Origin of the sequence: Paraferrimonas haliotis (genome assembly GCF_002282895.1) — a bacterium.
GTDB lineage: Bacteria > Pseudomonadota > Gammaproteobacteria > Enterobacterales > Shewanellaceae > Paraferrimonas > Paraferrimonas haliotis.
This window is the reverse complement of record NZ_NRRB01000010.1, coordinates 16,500-34,163: the sequence shown is the minus strand read 5'-3', so window position 1 is coordinate 34,163 and position 17,664 is coordinate 16,500. Positions and strand designations below refer to the sequence as shown.

Here is a 17,664-nt window from a genome sequence, read left to right as displayed (position 1 = left end):
CTCCCCATTTTTGGGGAAGATTTTTCACACCTTAAAATTGATTAGTTTATTACTAATTTGGAGCTGTTTAATGGCAACTGTAAACCAGTTGGTACGCAAAGCGCGTAAGCCTAAAGTCGACAAGACTAATGTGCCTGCGCTAGAAGCGTGTCCACAAAAACGTGGTGTATGTACTCGTGTATATACCACTACCCCTAAGAAACCAAACTCTGCACTACGTAAAGTAGCGCGTGTTCGTTTAACCAATGGTTTCGAAGTTACTTCATACATCGGCGGTGAAGGTCACAACTTGCAAGAGCACAGTGTGATTCTTATCCGTGGCGGTCGTGTTAAAGACTTGCCAGGTGTTCGCTACCACACTGTTCGCGGTGCTCTAGATACTGCGGGTGTTAGTGATCGTCGCCAAGGCCGTTCTAAGTACGGTGCTAAGAGACCTAAGTCTTAACGTACCTCCGTTAAGTAAGGCCAAACTAAATTTATTTTTGAGATTACCAATCGGTTTTGGAAATCCCTGAAGCGTAAACGGAGCATGTTATGCCAAGACGTCGCGTTGTAGGTCAACGTAAAATTTTACCTGACCCTAAGTTTAACAGTGAGTTACTAGCCAAGTTCATTAACGTATTAATGCTTGATGGTAAGAAATCTGTTGCTGAAAAAATTGTATACGGTGCATTAGACGCTGCTTCTGCCAAAAATGGCGGAGAAGCCCTAAGCATCTTTGAAGCTGCCCTAGAAAACGTTCGCCCACAAGTCGAGGTTAAATCTCGTCGTGTTGGTGGTTCAACTTACCAGGTGCCAGTTGAAGTTCGTCCAGTTCGTCGTAACACACTAGCCATGCGTTGGTTAGTTGAAGCGGCTCGTAAGCGTGGTGAAAAATCTATGGCGTACCGTCTAGCCGGTGAAATGCTAGACGCAGCCGAAAACAAAGGTACAGCTGTTAAGAAACGTGAAGACGTTCACCGTATGGCTGAAGCAAACAAAGCGTTTGCTCATTACCGCTGGTAACAGATTGGCGCGAGCAATTGTGTTCGCGCCATTCTTTGCTATGACCAATACTCAAAGCCGCAAGGCAAGAGGACTATAATAGTGGCTCGTACAACTCCTATTGAGCGTTACCGTAATATCGGTATTGTTGCTCACGTTGACGCCGGTAAAACAACAACTACCGAGCGAGTCCTGTTCTATACTGGTCTGTCCCATAAAATAGGTGAGGTGCATGATGGCGCCGCAACTATGGATTGGATGGAGCAGGAACAAGAACGCGGTATTACTATTACCTCAGCTGCAACCACGACTTTCTGGCGTGGAATGGATGCTCAGTTCGATGAGCATCGTATTAATATTATCGATACTCCAGGACACGTAGACTTCACCATTGAGGTGGAGCGCTCTTTACGTGTGCTTGATGGTGCCGTAGTAGTATTTTGTGGTTCATCCGGTGTGGAGCCGCAGTCTGAGACTGTATGGCGCCAAGCCGATAAATACCATGTACCTCGTATGGTTTTCGTCAATAAGATGGACCGTGCTGGTGCTGATTTCTTGCGCGTTGTTGATCAAATCAACAATCGCTTAGGTGCCAATTGCGTACCGATTCAGCTAAACATTGGTGCTGAGGACGAGTTTGCTGGTGTCATTGATTTAATCAAGATGAAAGCAATCAACTGGAGTGAGGAAGATAAAGGGGTAACCTTTACCTATCAAGACATCCCAGCTGACATGCAAGAGCTTGCTGAAGAATGGCACATGAACCTAGTAGAAGCAGCAGCCGAAGCTTCTGACGAATTAATGGAAAAGTACCTTGAAGAAGGTGAGCTTACCGAGTCAGAAATCAAGCAGGCGCTTCGCCAACGCACCCTCGATAACGAGATTGTATTGGCAACTTGTGGTTCAGCGTTTAAGAACAAAGGCGTACAAGCTGTATTGGATTGTGTGGTGGAATATTTGCCAGCACCTAACCAAGTTGCAGCCATTAAAGGTGAAGACGAGAATGGTAACGAAGTTGCGCGACCGTCTTCTGATGATGAGCCTTTCTCTGCCCTTGCGTTTAAAATCGCCACCGACCCATTCGTCGGTACTTTAACCTTTATGCGGGTATACTCAGGTGTCATTGAGACCGGTGCCCACGTATACAACTCGGTTAAAGAAAAGAAAGAGCGTTTTGGTCGTATGGTGCAAATGCACTCTAACGACCGTAAAGAGATCAAAGAAGTGCGTGCTGGCGATATCGCTGCCGCCATTGGTCTTAAGGACGTAACTACTGGCGATACTTTGTGCGATATGAATCACAAAGTCATTCTGGAAAGAATGGAATTTCCAGAGCCTGTTATTCAAATTGCCGTTGAACCGAAATCAAAAGCGGATCAAGAAAAGATGGCCATTGCCCTAAGTAAACTAGCGGCAGAAGACCCATCTTTTAGAGTCGAAACTGATGAAGAGTCCGGTCAAACCCTTATCTCTGGTATGGGTGAGCTGCACTTAGACATCATTATCGACCGTATGCGCCGAGAGTTTACAGTTGAATGTAACGTAGGTAAGCCGCAAGTGGCTTATCGCGAAACCATTCGCTCAAGTGTTGAAGCTGAAGGTAAATTTGTTCGTCAATCCGGAGGTCGTGGTCAATACGGTCACGTATGGCTTCGTATCGAACCATTGCCTGAAGACAGTGAAAACAATTTTGAGTTTGTAAATGAAATCGTTGGTGGAACGGTTCCTAAGGACTTTATTCCAGCGGTTGAAAAAGGCGTTTCGGATCAGGTTGACCAAGGCGTGTTGGCGGGTTATCCCATGCTAAACGTAAAAGTAACCTTATTCGATGGTTCTTATCATGATGTTGATTCGAACGAAATGGCGTTTAAAGTTGCAGGCTCTATGGGCTTTAGAAAAGGGGCGCTTGAAGCGAACCCTGTATTGCTAGAGCCATTAATGAAAGTTGAAGTAACTACTCCCGAAGACTATATGGGTCATGTTGTTGGTGATCTAAATCGTCGTCGTGGAGTTATTGACGGAATGGAAGACGGTGTTGCGGGCATTAAGATTGTTCGTTCATCAGTTCCACTTTCGGAAATGTTTGGCTATGCTACTGATTTGCGAAGCGCAACTCAGGGGCGTGCTTCATACTCAATGGAGTTTATGAAGTATAGCGAAGCACCGCAAAACGTTGCTCAATCAATAATTGAAACGTATTAATTTTTACTCCGCTCGTTAGCTAAACTAACTAGCGAGCAAATGAAAAATGAAAGGAAGACATCGTGTCTAAAGAAAAGTTTGAACGTTCCAAGCCGCACGTTAACGTTGGTACTATTGGCCACGTTGACCACGGTAAAACAACCCTAACTGCTGCTATCACTAACGTACTTGCAAAAGTATACGGTGGTGAAGCGAAAGACTTTGCTGCAATCGATAACGCTCCAGAAGAGCGCGAGCGTGGTATTACCATTTCTACTTCTCACGTAGAGTATGACACTCCGACTCGTCACTACGCTCACGTAGACTGTCCAGGTCACGCTGACTACGTTAAGAACATGATTACTGGTGCTGCTCAAATGGACGGCGCTATTTTGGTAGTAGCTTCAACTGACGGCCCAATGCCACAAACTCGTGAGCACATCTTGTTGTCACGTCAGGTTGGCGTACCTTACATCATCGTATTCATGAACAAGTGTGACATGGTAGATGACGAAGAATTGCTAGAGCTAGTAGAAATGGAAGTTCGTGAACTTCTATCCGAGTACGAATTCCCAGGTGATGACTTACCAGTAATTCAAGGCTCAGCTCTTAAAGCGCTAGAAGGCGAGAAAGAGTGGGAAGACAAGATTGTTGAGTTAGCGGAAGCTTTGGATACTTACATCCCAGAGCCAGAGCGTGACATCGACCGTGATTTCATTCTTCCAATCGAAGACGTATTCTCAATCCAAGGCCGTGGTACTGTAGTAACCGGTCGTGTTGAGCGTGGTATCATCCGCGTAGGTGACGAAGTAGAAATCGTAGGTATCAAAGATACCACTACTACTACTTGTACCGGTGTAGAGATGTTCCGTAAGCTTCTAGACGAAGGTCGTGCAGGTGAGAACTGTGGTGTTCTTCTACGTGGTACTAAGCGTGAAGAAGTTCAACGTGGTCAAGTACTAGCGAAGCCTGGTTCAATTACTCCACACACTAAGTTCGAATCAGAAGTATACGTACTTTCTAAAGACGAAGGTGGCCGTCACACGCCATTCTTCAAAGGTTACCGTCCACAGTTCTACTTCCGTACAACTGACGTAACCGGTACCATCGAATTGCCAGCGGGCGTAGAGATGGTAATGCCTGGTGATAACATCAAGATGGTAGTAGAGCTAATCTGCCCAATCGCGATGGACGAAGGTCTACGTTTCGCAATCCGCGAAGGTGGCCGTACTGTAGGCGCTGGTGTTGTAGCGACTATCGTAGAATAGTAGACGCTTAACTCTGTTGTTAGAAAAGCCCGCTTATGAAGTGACCCCTTAAAGTTGGACACTTTGTTAAGCGGCAAGCCCCAAGGCCTGATTTCGGTATTGTACCGAACTCAGGCCTTTTAGTTGAGCTGATCTTGCTTGAAAACCAGTTAACCCTAATGTAGCTTATAAGAAATAAAGGACTCGTTTACACAGGGATTTGCTAATGAAAAAACTTCTAATAATGCTTACCTGCTTACCTGCTTACCTGCTTACCTGCTTACCTGCTTACCTGCTTACCTGCTTACCTGCTAGTGCGTTTGAAGCCGAAGTAACAACATGTGCGTTGAACTGTTCCGATAGTGCAATGAGAGATTTAGCGATAATGAATCGGGTAGGAAACGTTTCGGAAGTTGTGGTGGTTAATGAAAATAACTGGTCGGCAAAAACCTTCAAGGTAATAAGCTTTTACGAACCTGGATTTACAAGTCTCGACGTTATAGAGGTCAGTACACCGCAAGAAGTGGTTAATACACTCGAGACCTTAAGGCAAAATTTAACGTTTCTAACAGAACAAAGTAGCGCTTTCACTAAGTTTGCCGATAATGAATTTTTCATAGAGATTCCGTCTCATGTTGCTAGGAGTGCTAGTGACATGTTTTCTTCAGGAGTTTATGAAGACACAATTACATTCTTGCGTTCACAATACTTAGTCAGTGACCTTCCTAAAGGGAGCTTCTGGGAAAAACTTTTACAGGTTACTACTCCGATTGTTATCGTGGCTATTTTCGTAGATGACAGCACAATGGAATTTGAGTTGATAACACAGTATTCCACCGTGGGATTTGCCAAGGTAGTTGGAACAGCTCAAAAAAGCGGATTATTTTACAATGCAAATAATGGAACATTTGAGGATACGAGCGGGCAAGGAGTCGATGGGATTGCCTATAGCGTACATTGTGAGACTGTATATACCAACTCTGGAGGAGGTTTAAAGCCTCAAGAAGTATGTTGGGCGGTTAAAAACTACACGCAGCATCACTAGAAGGGGATCGACCATGATAAGCGTCAATATACTATTACGAAACTTGTCAATCTGGGTTGGAGGTAGTCTTGCACTGCACTGGTGTCTTTTCGAAATTGAGGAGCTTATTATCCTATCTGTTGCTCCTCATAAACCGGGTTCGGCCATGTTAAGTGCTGGTTTGGAGCCAAACTATCTAAATTTAGCAATATATATAACTTCTTTTACTTTGGCTTCCGTGCTTGTTTCGCTCCTTTTGAAACTGATCAAAGCTCGGCTTTTCGATGTTTATATTATTACGCTAGTTGCCGCATTGCGTGTAATCGCAATAGCGCTGCTAACACCTCACCAGTTAGACTTAAACATTTTCCTAGTCACGCTCTCTAGCCTCGTTATATTCCCAGTAAGTTACTTTTTGCTAACCCAGCGTTGGCACGCAGACCAAACTCCACAAACTTAGCGTTAACGCAATGAAGCATACATTTAATTTGATATCGGGGTTGCGTTAGCCCCATCAAAGTGTATAATGCACGCCTCACTCGGTTTGTCCGAGTAAGAATTAGCGGGTTAATTAAGAGCTAACTCAGTCTTGATTACCACTAGACAGCGATTCCAATTGGGAATCGAATGGTTTAAAGCAATCACTCTCAGAGTCCAATTAAGGAGCTTTTGAGGGGTGGTTTTTTATGTGTCTAAATTTGGGAGCTCTGGTCTAATGCAGAACCAAAGAATCCGTATCCGCCTGAAGGCATTCGATCATCGTCTGATCGATCAGTCTACAGCGGAGATCGTTGAAACTGCTAAGCGCACTGGTGCTCAGGTTCGTGGTCCTATTCCACTACCTACTCGTAAAGAGCGCTATACAGTATTGATCTCTCCACACGTAAACAAAGACGCGCGTGACCAGTACGAAATCCGTACTCATAAACGTCTAGTTGACATTGTGGAGCCAACTGAAAAGACCGTTGACGCATTAATGCGTTTGGATCTTGCTGCGGGCGTAGACGTCCAAATCAGCTTGGGTTAAGCAGAGATCTAAATCGAAAGAGGTTTGAGAGATGGCTATCGGTCTTATTGGTCGTAAAGTGGGTATGACTCGCATCTTCACAGAAGAAGGCGTTTCTATCCCAGTCACAGTAGTTGAAGTAGAAGCTAACAAGGTTACCCAAATCCGTGATTTGGAAACCGATGGTTACCGCGCTCTTCAAGTAACTACTGGCACCAAAAAAGCTAATCGCGTGAACAAAGCTGAAGCGGGTCACTTTGCCAAGGCGGGCGTTGAAGCCGGTCGTGGTTTGTGGGAATTCCGTCTAGGTGAAGGTGAAGGCGAAGGCATCGAAGTTGGTGCAGAAATTAAAGTAGATATCTTTGCAGATGTTGCAAAGGTTGACGTTACCGGTCGTTCTAAAGGTAAGGGTTTCCAAGGCGCTGTTAAGCGTTGGAACTTCCGCACTCAAGACGCTACTCACGGTAACTCGTTGGCACACCGTGCTCCTGGTTCTATTGGTCAAAACCAAACTCCAGGCCGTGTGTTCAAGGGTAAGAAAATGGCTGGTCACATGGGCGACGAGCGCGTAACAGTTCAATCTTTGGACCTAGTACGTGTTGACGCTGAACGTAACTTGCTATTAATCAAAGGCGCGGTACCAGGAGCCACCGGTGGCAACCTGATTATCAAGCCTGCTGTTAAAGCGTAATTAGGAGATAGTAATGGAATTGGTATTGAAAGACGCTCAAAGCGCTCTTGAAGTTTCCGAAACTACCTTCGGTCGCGATTTTAACGAAGCTCTGGTTCATCAAGTAGTTGTTGCATTTGCAGCAAATGCTCGTCAAGGAACTCGCGCTCAGAAAACTCGTTCTGAAGTTTCTGGTGGTGGTAAGAAGCCTTGGCGTCAAAAAGGTACTGGCCGTGCACGTGCTGGTACTATCCGTAGCCCAATTTGGCGCGGTGGCGGTGTATCTTTTGCGGCTAAGCCACAAGATCACAGTCAAAAAGTGAACAAAAAGATGTACCGCGGTGCGATTAAAAGCATCCTTTCTGAGCTGGTACGTCAAGAGCGTCTGATTGTCGTTGAGAAGTTCGCAGTAGAAGCTCCTAAAACTAAGGAACTGGCTGCAAAACTTAAAGAGCTGGATCTGAACGACGTTCTGATCGTGACTCCTGAAGTAGACGAGAATCTGTTCTTGGCTGCACGTAACCTTTACAAAGTTGACGTACGTGACGTAGCGGGTATTGACCCAGTAAGTCTAATCGCGTTCGACAAAGTATTGATTACTGCTGACGCTATTAAGCAGATTGAGGAGATGTTGGCATGATCCGCGAAGAGCGTTTACTAAAAGTAATTCTAGCTCCACACATCTCTGAAAAGAGTACTGTTGTTGCAGAGCAAGAAAACACCGTAGTTTTCAAAGTTGCTAAAGACGCTACTAAGTCTGAAATTAAAGCAGCTGTTGAAAAACTGTTCGAAGTAGAAGTTAAAGGTGTTCGCACCTTGGTTACTAAAGGCAAAACCAAGCGTCACGGCGCTCGTTTCGGTCGTCGCATCGACTGGAAAAAAGCCTATGTAACTTTGGCTGAAGGCCAAGACCTAGACTTCGTTGGCGGCGCTGAGTAATCCGAAGGAGTTTGAAACATGGCAATCGTTAAATGTAAGCCTACCTCTCCGGGTCGTCGCCACGTAGTTAAAGTGGTTAATGCCGACCTTCATAAAGGTAAGCCTTTTGCAGCGCTTCTAGACAAGAAATCAAAGTCTGGTGGTCGTAACAATGCTGGCCGTATCACCACTCGCCACATCGGCGGTGGTCACAAACAGCACTACCGTATCATCGACTTCAAGCGTAACAAAGATGGTATCCCAGCAAAGGTTGAGCGTTTGGAATATGATCCAAACCGTTCAGCAAACATTGCTTTGGTACTTTACGCAGACGGTGAACGTCGTTACATCTTGGCTCCTAAGGGAATCAAGGCTGGCGACCCAATCCGTAGCGGCGCTGACGCTGAAATCAAGGTAGGTAACGCCCTACCAATGCGCAACATCCCTGTGGGCTCTGTTGTTCATAACGTAGAACTTAAGCCTGGTAAAGGCGGCCAAATGGCTCGTTCTGCTGGTGCATACATTCAGATTGTTGCTCGCGATGGTGCTTATGTCACCTTGCGTCTACGTTCTGGTGAAATGCGAAAAGTTCTTTCCGAGTGTCGTGCGACTATCGGTGAAGTAGGTAACTCTGAGCACATGCTACGCCAACTTGGTAAAGCAGGTGCAAGCCGCTGGCGCGGTGTTCGTCCGACTGTTCGTGGTGTTGCCATGAACCCGGTTGATCACCCACACGGTGGTGGTGAGGGACGTACTTCTGGTGGTCGTCACCCTGTGTCTCCATGGGGTATGCCTACTAAAGGTTACAAAACTCGTAAGAACAAACGTACCGACAAGTACATCGTACGCCGTCGTAACAAGAAATAAGAGGATTCACCATGCCACGTTCTCTCAAGAAAGGTCCATTCATTGACCTACACTTGTTGAAGAAGGTAGAGAAAGCGGTGGAGAACAACGAGAAGAAGCCTATTAAGACTTGGTCTCGTCGTTCCATGATCATTCCAGATATGATTGGATTGACCATCGCTGTCCATAATGGTCGTCAACACGTGCCTGTATTCGTGTCAGACGAAATGATTGGTCATAAACTAGGCGAATTTGCGCCAACTCGTACTTATCGCGGCCACGCTGCTGATAAGAAAGCGAAGAAGCGTTAATAGGAGCATATGATGGAAGTTTTATCTAAACACCGCTTTGCTCGCACGTCGCCTCAAAAGGCGCGTCTAGTAGCCGATCAAATCCGTGGTCTACCTGTTGAAACAGCTTTGGAAGTATTAGCATTCAGCCCTAAGAAAGCCGCTGCGCTTATCAAAAAGGTTCTGGACGCTGCTATCGCCAACGCGGAACATAACGACGGTCTTGACATTGATGAGCTAAAAGTAGCTAAGGTATTCGTTGACGAAGGCCCTACTATGAAGCGCATCATGCCACGTGCTAAAGGTCGTGCGGATCGTATCATCAAGCGTACCAGCCACATTACTGTGGTTGTATCAGATCGCTAGGAGTGAGCAATGGGTCAAAAAGTACATCCTAATGGTATCCGTTTAGGAATTACCAAACCTTGGATCTCTACCTGGTACGCCGACAAAGACTATGCAGATAACCTGCAAAGTGATTGGGAAGTTCGCGAGTTTCTTAACAAGAAACTAAAAAGCGCAAGCGTTTCCAAAATTGTTATCGAGCGTCCAGCTAAGAGCATTCGAGTAACCATTCACACCGCACGTCCAGGCGTGGTTATCGGTAAGAAAGGTGAAGACGTAGAGAAGCTACGTCAAGAGATTGCTAAGTTCACTGGTACTTCAGCGCAAATTAACATTGCCGAAGTACGTAAGCCTGAACTGGAAGCTAAATTGGTTGCAGAAAGCATCGCTTCTCAACTTGAGCGTCGTGTTATGTTCCGTCGTGCTATGAAGCGCGCTGTACAAAACGCCATGCGCTTAGGTGCCAAAGGCATCAAAGTTGAAGTAAGTGGTCGTCTGGGTGGTGCCGAGATCGCACGTTCCGAATGGTATCGTGAAGGTCGTGTACCATTGCACACGCTGCGTGCTGATATCGATTACTCAACTGCTGAAGCACACACCACTTACGGTGTGATCGGCATTAAAACTTGGATCTTCAAAGGCGAAGTTCTAGGTGGATTGCCACTACAGCAAGCTGAGCAACCGAAGCCGCAAAAGCGTAAGCCTCGCGGTAAATAGGAGAGCCAGTAATGCTGCAACCAAAACGAATGAAGTTCCGTAAAATGCACAAAGGCCGCAACCGTGGTCTAGCCAACGGAACTGACGTTAGCTTTGGCGAATTTGGTTTGAAAGCTGTAGGCCGTGGCCGTATCACAGCTCGTCAAATTGAAGCCGCCCGTCGTGCCATGACTCGTCACATTAAGCGTCAAGGTAAAATTTGGATTCGTGTCTTCCCAGACAAGCCAATTACCAACAAGCCGCTTGAAGTACGTATGGGTAAAGGTAAGGGTAACGTTGAATACTGGGTTTGCCAGATTCAACCTGGAAAAGTCTTGTACGAAATGGAAGGTGTTCCAGCGGAACTTGCGCGTGAAGCGTTTGAACTTGCTGCAGCTAAGCTTCCAATCAAGACCACCTTTGTTACTAAGCAGGTGATGTAATGAAAGCTAGCGAACTAACTCAAAAGAGCGTTGAAGAACTGAACGCTGAACTTCTGAGCCTGTTGCGTGAGCAGTTCAACCTGCGTATGCAACATGCCACTGGTCAGCTGAATCAGACTAACGAGCTGAAGAAAGTACGCCGCAGCATTGCGCGCGTTAAGACCATCCTTAATCAGAAGGCAGGTGCGTAATGAGCGATAAAATTCGTACTTTGCAAGGTCGAGTCACTAGCGACAAAATGGACAAGTCCTTTGTTGTTGCTGTTGAGCGCATGGTGAAGCACCCAATTTACGGGAAATTCATCAAGCGTACGACTAAGCTGCACGTACATGACGAACAAAACCAAGCCAGTGTTGGTGACACCGTGACTATTCGCGAGTGTGCGCCAATCTCTAAGACTAAGTCTTGGACCTTGGTTGACGTCGTAGTAAAGGCTTAATTCGTCACAGAATTAAGACAAGTAGAAGCGGCCCTTCGGGGCCGTTTATTTTTTATCTACACTTTTCCTTTTTTGGGTGTTATACTTCTGCGCCCTTTTAGGTAGATGTGCCTATAAGGCGGAGCCCAATTACGGGTAATTTGTGTAGTAACCGATAGCGGAGCACTTAAAATGATCCAAATGCAATCTACTCTGGATGTGGCCGATAACAGCGGCGCTCGCAGTGTACAGTGTATTAAGGTCTTGGGTGGCTCTCACCGTCGTTATGCCGGCATCGGCGACATCATCAAGGTTTCTGTTAAAGAATCCATTCCTCGCGGTAAAGTGAAGAAAGGTGATGTGTACAACGCGGTGGTAGTCCGTACTAAGAAAGGCGTTCGTCGTCCAGATGGCTCTGTCATTCGCTTCGATCGGAATGCAGCAGTTCTACTGAACGCTAACCTGCAGCCGATTGGTACTCGTATCTTTGGACCTGTGACTCGTGAATTGCGTACTGAGCAATTTATGAAAATTGTGTCACTAGCCCCAGAAGTACTGTAAGGAGCTAATAATGGCAGCAAAAATCATTCGTGAAGACGAAGTTGTAGTACTAGCAGGAAAAGACAAAGGTAAGACTGGTAAAGTCACTCAAGTCCTTCCTACTGGTAAATTGATTGTTGAAGGCGTGAATCTTGTCAAGAAACACCAGAAACCTAACCCTCAGTTAGGCGTTCAAGGTGGTATCGTTGAGAAAGAAGCACCAATTCAAGCATCAAACGTAGCGATCCTTAACCCTCAAACGGGTAAAGCTGATCGTGTTGGTTTCCGATTTGAAGACGGCAAAAAAGTTCGTTTCTTTAAATCGAATAGTGAACTCGTTTAAGTAATATTTGGAGTAAACGATGGCGAAACTGCATGATACCTATAAAGAGACTGTAGTAGCTGCTCTTATGAAAGAGTTTGGTTATAACAGTGTCATGCAAGTCCCTCGGATTGAAAAAATCACCCTTAACATGGGTGTTGGTGAAGCCGTTGCAGATAAGAAAGTTATGGAACACGCCGTAGGCGACATGACTGCTATCGCAGGCCAAAAACCAGTTGTTACCGTAGCCCGTAAGTCGGTTGCCGGTTTCAAAATCCGTGATGGCTACCCAATTGGCTGTAAAGTAACCCTGCGTGGCGAGCGCATGTGGGAATTCTTTGAGCGTTTAATCAGCATCGCAATCCCGCGTATTCGCGACTTCCGTGGCTTGAATCCTAAGTCATTCGACGGTCGTGGTAACTACAGCATGGGCGTGCGTGAGCAAATCATCTTCCCTGAAATCGATTACGATAAAATCGATAAGATTCGTGGTATGGATATTACTATCACTACTACTGCGAAATCAGACGAAGAAGGTCGCGCTCTGTTGAACGCATTTAACTTCCCATTTCGTAAATAAGGGTTAGGGTAATGGCAAAGACTTCTATGAAAGCACGTGAAGCAAAACGTGCAAAACTCGTAGCCAAGTACGCTGAAAAGCGCCAGGCTCTTAAGGCACTGATCGCAAATCCAGCCACTTCTGAAGAAGAGCGTTGGGATGCAGTCCTTAAGCTGCAAACTCTGCCTCGTGATTCCAGCCGTTCGCGTCAGCGTAACCGTTGTAATCAAACTGGCCGCCCACATGGTTTCTTACGTAAATTCGGCTTAAGCCGCATTAAGTTACGTGAAGCTGCCATGCGTGGTGAAGTTCCTGGTCTTAAAAAGGCCAGCTGGTAAGCACTTGTCACGGGAGTAAGCCAATTATGAGCATGCAAGATCCTATTGCGGATATGCTAACGCGTATTCGTAACGGCCAAGCTGCTAGCAAAGTATCTGTAACCATGCCTTCTGCTAAGATGAAAGTATCTGTAGCACAGGTTCTTAAAGAAGAAGGTTACATTTCTGACTTTGCAGTAACCAGCGAAGCCAAGCCTGAACTGGAAATTGAACTAAAGTATTTCCAAGGCAAACCAGTGGTTGAAACTATCCAGCGCGTAAGCCGTCCTGGTCTTCGTATTTACAAAGGTAAAGACGAACTACCAAAAGTGATGGGCGGCCTGGGTGTTGCAATCGTTTCTACTTCTAAAGGCGTGATGACTGACCGAGCAGCCCGTAAAGCTGGCTTGGGCGGCGAAGTTGTCTGCTACGTAGCGTAAGGAAGGAAAGATGTCTCGTGTAGCTAAAGCACCAGTCTCTATCCCAGCAGGCGTAGAGGTAGCGGTTAACGGTCAAGAAGTTACTGTAAAAGGTAAATCTTCACTGACCCGCGTTTTTAACAGTGCAGTTGAAATCTCTGTAGCTGACAACCAAGTTACTTTCGCTCCTCGCGAAGGTTTCGCAAACGGTTGGGCACAAGCAGGTACAGCTCGCGCATTAATTAACAACATGGTAAAAGGCGTTTCTGAAGGTTTTGAGAAGAAACTACAACTTATCGGTGTAGGTTACCGTGCTGCCGTTAAAGGCAAAAGCATTAGCCTAACCCTAGGTTTTTCTCACCCTGTAGAACACGCTCTTCCTGAAGGCGTAACAGCTGAAGCTCCAAGCCAAACTGAACTTGTCATCAAAGGTGCTGACAAAGAAGTTGTAGGCCAGGTAGCTGCAGAAATTCGCGCATACCGTGCTCCAGAACCTTACAAAGGTAAAGGTGTTCGTTATGCTGACGAAAATGTTCGTCGTAAAGAAGCCAAGAAGAAGTAGGTAACGCGATATGGATAAGAAATCATCTCGTTTGCGTCGCGCTACTCGCGCACGTGCGAAGATCAAAGAGCTGGGCGTTAACCGTCTGGTTATTCACCGCACTCCGCGCCACATCTACGCTCAGGTAATCAGCCCTGAAGCTCAAGTACTAGCAAGTGCTTCAACTGTTGAAAAAGCAGTTGCAGCCGAGCTAAAAGGTACTGGCAACGTAGACGCGGCCAAAGTGGTTGGTAAAACTATCGCAGAGCGTGCGATCGAGAAAGGCGTATCATCTGTCGCTTTCGATCGTTCAGGCTTTAAGTATCACGGCCGCGTACAGGCACTAGCTGACGCCGCTCGTGAAGCTGGCCTCCAGTTCTAAGGTTGGGAGTCAAGAATGGCAAACATCGAAGCGAAAGGCGGTGACCTGCAAGAGAAATTGATTGCAGTTAACCGTGTATCGAAAGTAGTTAAAGGTGGCCGTATCTTTAGCTTTACTGCATTAACTGTAGTGGGCGACGGAAACGGTAAAGTTGGCTTTGGTTATGGCAAAGCACGCGAAGTTCCAGCAGCGATTCAAAAAGCTATGGAAAAAGCGCGCCGTAACATGAGCACCATCGAGTTGAACGAAGGAACTTTGTTCCACCCTGTTAAAGGTCGTCACTCTGGTTCTCGCGTATATATGCAGCCAGCATCTGAAGGTACCGGTATTATTGCCGGTGGTGCAATGCGTGCCGTACTAGAAGTTGTAGGCGTACATAACGTACTGTCTAAAGCTTACGGTTCGACTAACCCTATCAACATCGTTCGCGCAACAATCGACGCGCTGGTGCACATGAAGTCACCTGCTCAAGTCGCTGCTAAGCGTGGATTGAGTGTTGAAGACATTCAGGGGTAATACACCATGGCTAAGAAGACTATTAAAGTAACTCAAACCAAAAGCTCAATCGGGCGCTTACCTAAGCACCGTGCAACGCTAACTGGTTTGGGTCTACGTAAAATCGGCCACACTGTTGAATTAGAAGATACTCCTTCTGTTCGCGGTATGGTTAACAAAGTTTACTACATGGTATCGGTGGAGGAATAAGATGCGTTTAAACAATCTATCTCCAGCAGAAGGCTCTAAGTCTACCGCTAAGCGTGTAGGTCGTGGTATCGGTTCTGGTCTTGGTAAGACCGGTGGTCGTGGCCACAAAGGTCAGAAGTCTCGTTCTGGTGGTATGCCGCGTGTTGGCTTTGAAGGTGGTCAAATGCCTTTGAAACAGCGCTTACCTAAGTTTGGCTTTACTTCACGTAAGTCACTTGTAAGCTCTGAAGTTCGTTTAAGCGAACTAGCCAAAGTAAACGGTGATGTCGTCGATTTGAACAGCTTAAAAGATGCGAACGTTATTTCTCGTAACATTCAGTTTGCGAAAATCGTACTTTCAGGTACCATTGAGCGCCCAGTGACTGTAAAAGGTCTAAGAGCAACCAAAGGTGCACGTGCAGCAATCGAAGCTGCCGGCGGAAAGATCGAGGAATAAGACGTCGATGGCAAAACCAGGAACTGAAAGAAACAACGCGAAAGGCGGACTTTCCGAGTTAAAGACCCGTCTACTGTTCGTGCTTGGTGCGATCATCGTATTTAGAGCGGGATCGTTTGTACCAATTCCTGGTGTTGACGCTGCTGTATTGGCTGAGGTCTTTAACCAGCAACAAGGTACCATCTTGAACATGTTTAACATGTTTTCTGGTGGTGCCTTAGAGCGAGCGTCCATCTTAGCGCTTGGTATCATGCCGTACATTTCGGCATCGATTATCATGCAGTTAATGACGGTCGTTCATCCTCACTTCATGGAACTCAAGAAGGATGGGGAAGCTGGTCGTAAGAAAATCAGTCAGTACACTCGGTATATGACATTAGTGCTCGCTACAATGCAGTCAATCGGTATCGCTACCGGTTTGCCTAATTTGGTTCCGGGGCTTGTGGTTAATCCAGGCTTTGGTTTCCTATTTGTAGCAGTGGTCAGTTTGGTTACCGGTACCATGTTCTTAATGTGGTTGGGTGAGCAAATTACTGAGCGTGGTATTGGTAATGGTATTTCAATCCTGATTTTTGCAGGTATTGTTGCGGGCTTACCGCCAGCCATTGGCCAAACTGCTGAGCAAGCGCGTCAAGGCGACCTGAACGTATTGGTATTACTGCTTATGGCGGTAATCGTATTTGCTGTAACTTATTTCGTGGTATTTGTGGAACGTGGACAACGCCGAATCGTCGTTAACTACGCAAAACGCCAGCAAGGCCGTAAGGTGTTTGCGGGTCAAAGCTCACACTTACCGCTTAAGATAAATATGGCGGGTGTAATTCCCCCTATTTTTGCATCAAGCATTATTTTGTTCCCAAGCACACTAGCTCAGTGGTTTGGTCAAAATGAAAGTATGACTTGGTTGAGTGATATCTCTTTAGCGTTATCACCTGGCCAACCGCTATACATTGTTTTGTATGCTGCAGCGATCGTGTTCTTCTGTTTCTTCTATACCGCGTTGGTATTTAATCCACGCGAAACAGCAGATAACTTGAAGAAATCAGGTGCGTTCATCCCGGGCATTCGTCCAGGCGAACAGACTTCGCGATACATTGATAAAGTGATGACTCGTTTAACCCTAGCGGGTGCGGTGTACATTACCTTTATTTGTTTAATTCCAGAGTTCATGCTGGTTACTTGGAACGTACCTTTCTACTTTGGCGGTACTTCCCTACTGATTATGGTAGTTGTACTCATGGACTTTATGGCACAGGTACAGACTCATATGATGTCTCATCAGTATGAATCTGTCATGAAGAAGGCTAACCTAGTGAACAAAGCGAATTTAGATCGCTATGGTCGCTAAGTTAAACGGAGTGATGAAATGAAAGTTCGTGCTTCCGTGAAGAAGATCTGCCGTAATTGCAAGATCATCAAGCGTAATGGCGTTGTTCGCGTGATTTGTGTTGAACCTAAACACAAACAGCGTCAAGGCTAAGAAAGAACCATTTGCCAGCCCTCACGAAGGGCTGGCAAATATTTTGTTTGCAAATTGTTCAACTGTTGAGTATCCTACCGGGCTTTTCGCAGTCGAACCTTTAATTATTTGGAGTGCATAGTGGCCCGTATCGCTGGCATTAACATTCCTGATCATAAGCACGCGGTTATCGCTTTAACCGCGATTTTCGGCATTGGCCGTACTAGCGCAAAAGCTATTTGTGCTAATACTGGCATCGCTGAAGATGTGAAGATCAAGGAACTAGACGAAGCTCAAATTGATTTGCTTCGTGAAGAGGTGGCTAAGTTCACCGTTGAGGGTGACCTCCGCCGTGAAGTTTCCATGAACATCAAGCGTCTTATGGACCTTGGTTGTTACCGTGGACTTCGTCATCGTCGTAGCCTTCCACTTCGTGGGCAACGTACTAAGACCAATGCGCGCACGCGTAAAGGTCCTCGTAAACCAATTAAGAAGTAACGGGAAGGTATAAGTTATGGCTAAAGTTCCGTCACGTTCTCGTAAACGCGTACGTAAACAAGTTGCAGATGGTATGGCTCATATCCATGCATCATTCAACAACACCATCGTCACCATTACAGATCGTCAAGGCAATGCGTTGTCTTGGGCAACTGCAGGTGGTTCTGGCTTCCGTGGTTCACGTAAGTCTACCCCATTTGCTGCTCAAGTAGCTGCAGAGCGCGCCGGTACTGCTGCGGCAGAATACGGTGTTAAAAACCTTGAAGTCTTTGTGAAGGGCCCGGGTCCAGGTCGTGAAAGTGCAATTCGTGCTTTAAACGCTGCTGGCTATCGCATCACTAACATTACTGATGTGACTCCGATTCCACACAATGGTTGTCGTCCTCCTAAGAAACGTCGCGTTTAATCGCATCTTAGG

Annotated in this window: 30 protein-coding genes; all 30 read left to right on the top strand. The window is 46.2% G+C overall.

The genetic code is table 11. From position 1 onward, the window contains the following. Positions 1-70: 70 nt before the first annotated feature. The 30 genes from rpsL to rpsK all read left to right on the top strand — a co-directional run bounded on the left by rpsL (position 71) and on the right by rpsK (position 17,652). Positions 71-445 carry a 30S ribosomal protein S12 gene (rpsL, locus tag CLC91_RS14615; RefSeq protein ID WP_095499706.1) on the top strand — a complete coding sequence of 125 codons (375 nt, stop codon included), beginning with the start codon at positions 71-73 and terminating at the stop codon, positions 443-445. A gap of 89 nt (positions 446-534) precedes the next feature. Beyond that, positions 535-1,005 carry a 30S ribosomal protein S7 gene (rpsG, locus tag CLC91_RS14610; protein WP_095499705.1) on the top strand — a complete coding sequence of 157 codons (471 nt, stop codon included), beginning with the start codon at positions 535-537 and terminating at the stop codon, positions 1,003-1,005. 81 nt (positions 1,006-1,086) lie between these two features. Further along, positions 1,087-3,186 (top strand): elongation factor G, encoded by a 2,100-nt coding sequence (gene fusA / locus CLC91_RS14605; protein WP_095499704.1) that lies wholly within the window; start codon positions 1,087-1,089, stop codon positions 3,184-3,186. Between the two features lie 62 nt (positions 3,187-3,248). After that, entirely contained in the window at positions 3,249-4,433 is a 1,185-nt protein-coding gene (gene tuf, locus CLC91_RS14600; protein WP_095499703.1) for an elongation factor Tu, read from the top strand. A gap of 205 nt (positions 4,434-4,638) precedes the next feature. After that, the gene (locus CLC91_RS14595) at positions 4,639-5,457 is read left to right on the top strand and encodes a hypothetical protein (RefSeq protein WP_095499702.1); all 819 of its coding nucleotides are present in this window, start codon (positions 4,639-4,641) and stop codon (positions 5,455-5,457) included. 694 nt (positions 5,458-6,151) lie between these two features. Beyond that, positions 6,152-6,463, top strand: a complete 312-nt coding sequence (gene rpsJ, locus CLC91_RS14585; RefSeq protein ID WP_095499721.1) for a 30S ribosomal protein S10 — start codon at positions 6,152-6,154, stop codon at positions 6,461-6,463. Between the two features lie 31 nt (positions 6,464-6,494). Continuing rightward, positions 6,495-7,133 carry a 50S ribosomal protein L3 gene (gene rplC / locus CLC91_RS14580; RefSeq protein ID WP_095499700.1) on the top strand — a complete coding sequence of 213 codons (639 nt, stop codon included), beginning with the start codon at positions 6,495-6,497 and terminating at the stop codon, positions 7,131-7,133. Positions 7,134-7,146: 13 nt separating this feature from the next. Then, a complete protein-coding gene (gene rplD / locus CLC91_RS14575) occupies positions 7,147-7,752 on the top strand; it encodes a 50S ribosomal protein L4 (RefSeq protein ID WP_095499699.1) in 606 nt (201 codons plus the stop codon). Next, on the top strand, positions 7,749-8,051 hold the full coding sequence (gene rplW / locus CLC91_RS14570) for a 50S ribosomal protein L23 (protein WP_095499698.1): 303 nt from the start codon (positions 7,749-7,751) through the stop codon (positions 8,049-8,051). The genes rplD and rplW overlap by 4 nt, the downstream gene beginning before the upstream one ends. Positions 8,052-8,069: 18 nt before the next feature. Further along, complete coding sequence (gene rplB, locus CLC91_RS14565; RefSeq protein ID WP_095499697.1) at positions 8,070-8,897, top strand: 50S ribosomal protein L2; 828 nt, start codon at positions 8,070-8,072, stop codon at positions 8,895-8,897. An 11-nt stretch (positions 8,898-8,908) separates the two neighbouring features. Beyond that, positions 8,909-9,187, top strand: a complete 279-nt coding sequence (gene rpsS / locus CLC91_RS14560; protein WP_095499696.1) for a 30S ribosomal protein S19 — start codon at positions 8,909-8,911, stop codon at positions 9,185-9,187. Between the two features lie 12 nt (positions 9,188-9,199). Then, the gene (gene rplV, locus CLC91_RS14555) at positions 9,200-9,532 is read left to right on the top strand and encodes a 50S ribosomal protein L22 (RefSeq protein ID WP_095499695.1); all 333 of its coding nucleotides are present in this window, start codon (positions 9,200-9,202) and stop codon (positions 9,530-9,532) included. 9 nt (positions 9,533-9,541) lie between these two features. After that, positions 9,542-10,228, top strand: coding sequence for a 30S ribosomal protein S3 (gene rpsC, locus CLC91_RS14550; RefSeq protein ID WP_095499694.1), 687 nt, complete (start codon positions 9,542-9,544; stop codon positions 10,226-10,228). Positions 10,229-10,239: 11 nt separating this feature from the next. Beyond that, entirely contained in the window at positions 10,240-10,650 is a 411-nt protein-coding gene (rplP, locus tag CLC91_RS14545) for a 50S ribosomal protein L16 (RefSeq protein WP_095499693.1), read from the top strand. Continuing rightward, positions 10,650-10,841, top strand: coding sequence for a 50S ribosomal protein L29 (rpmC, locus tag CLC91_RS14540; RefSeq protein WP_095499692.1), 192 nt, complete (start codon positions 10,650-10,652; stop codon positions 10,839-10,841). Before rplP ends, rpmC begins: the two co-directional genes overlap by 1 nt. Then, on the top strand, positions 10,841-11,089 hold the full coding sequence (gene rpsQ / locus CLC91_RS14535; protein ID WP_095499691.1) for a 30S ribosomal protein S17: 249 nt from the start codon (positions 10,841-10,843) through the stop codon (positions 11,087-11,089). The genes rpmC and rpsQ overlap by 1 nt, the downstream gene beginning before the upstream one ends. A gap of 171 nt (positions 11,090-11,260) precedes the next feature. Continuing rightward, complete coding sequence (gene rplN, locus CLC91_RS14530; protein WP_095499690.1) at positions 11,261-11,629, top strand: 50S ribosomal protein L14; 369 nt, start codon at positions 11,261-11,263, stop codon at positions 11,627-11,629. Positions 11,630-11,639: 10 nt separating this feature from the next. Continuing rightward, a complete protein-coding gene (gene rplX, locus CLC91_RS14525) occupies positions 11,640-11,951 on the top strand; it encodes a 50S ribosomal protein L24 (protein WP_095499689.1) in 312 nt (103 codons plus the stop codon). Positions 11,952-11,970: 19 nt separating this feature from the next. Next, on the top strand, positions 11,971-12,510 hold the full coding sequence (gene rplE, locus CLC91_RS14520) for a 50S ribosomal protein L5 (RefSeq protein WP_095499688.1): 540 nt from the start codon (positions 11,971-11,973) through the stop codon (positions 12,508-12,510). 11 nt (positions 12,511-12,521) lie between these two features. Continuing rightward, on the top strand, positions 12,522-12,827 hold the full coding sequence (rpsN, locus tag CLC91_RS14515) for a 30S ribosomal protein S14 (RefSeq protein WP_095499687.1): 306 nt from the start codon (positions 12,522-12,524) through the stop codon (positions 12,825-12,827). A 26-nt stretch (positions 12,828-12,853) separates the two neighbouring features. Further along, complete coding sequence (gene rpsH, locus CLC91_RS14510) at positions 12,854-13,246, top strand: 30S ribosomal protein S8 (protein WP_095499686.1); 393 nt, start codon at positions 12,854-12,856, stop codon at positions 13,244-13,246. A 10-nt stretch (positions 13,247-13,256) separates the two neighbouring features. Next, positions 13,257-13,787, top strand: a complete 531-nt coding sequence (gene rplF, locus CLC91_RS14505; RefSeq protein ID WP_095499685.1) for a 50S ribosomal protein L6 — start codon at positions 13,257-13,259, stop codon at positions 13,785-13,787. 10 nt (positions 13,788-13,797) lie between these two features. Then, positions 13,798-14,148: a 50S ribosomal protein L18 gene (gene rplR / locus CLC91_RS14500; RefSeq protein ID WP_095499684.1), complete on the top strand. Its 351-nt coding sequence runs from the start codon at positions 13,798-13,800 to the stop codon at positions 14,146-14,148. A gap of 15 nt (positions 14,149-14,163) precedes the next feature. Beyond that, positions 14,164-14,664 carry a 30S ribosomal protein S5 gene (gene rpsE, locus CLC91_RS14495; RefSeq protein WP_095499683.1) on the top strand — a complete coding sequence of 167 codons (501 nt, stop codon included), beginning with the start codon at positions 14,164-14,166 and terminating at the stop codon, positions 14,662-14,664. Between the two features lie 6 nt (positions 14,665-14,670). Further along, positions 14,671-14,853, top strand: coding sequence for a 50S ribosomal protein L30 (gene rpmD, locus CLC91_RS14490; protein ID WP_095499682.1), 183 nt, complete (start codon positions 14,671-14,673; stop codon positions 14,851-14,853). A gap of 1 nt (position 14,854) precedes the next feature. Beyond that, a complete protein-coding gene (gene rplO, locus CLC91_RS14485) occupies positions 14,855-15,289 on the top strand; it encodes a 50S ribosomal protein L15 (protein WP_095499681.1) in 435 nt (144 codons plus the stop codon). 7 nt (positions 15,290-15,296) lie between these two features. Continuing rightward, on the top strand, positions 15,297-16,637 hold the full coding sequence (secY, locus tag CLC91_RS14480; protein ID WP_095499680.1) for a preprotein translocase subunit SecY: 1,341 nt from the start codon (positions 15,297-15,299) through the stop codon (positions 16,635-16,637). An 18-nt stretch (positions 16,638-16,655) separates the two neighbouring features. After that, a complete protein-coding gene (gene rpmJ / locus CLC91_RS14475) occupies positions 16,656-16,769 on the top strand; it encodes a 50S ribosomal protein L36 (protein WP_075607266.1) in 114 nt (37 codons plus the stop codon). Positions 16,770-16,889: 120 nt separating this feature from the next. Beyond that, entirely contained in the window at positions 16,890-17,246 is a 357-nt protein-coding gene (gene rpsM / locus CLC91_RS14470) for a 30S ribosomal protein S13 (RefSeq protein WP_095499679.1), read from the top strand. 16 nt (positions 17,247-17,262) lie between these two features. Further along, positions 17,263-17,652: a 30S ribosomal protein S11 gene (rpsK, locus tag CLC91_RS14465; protein ID WP_095499678.1), complete on the top strand. Its 390-nt coding sequence runs from the start codon at positions 17,263-17,265 to the stop codon at positions 17,650-17,652. Positions 17,653-17,664: the final 12 nt, after the last annotated feature.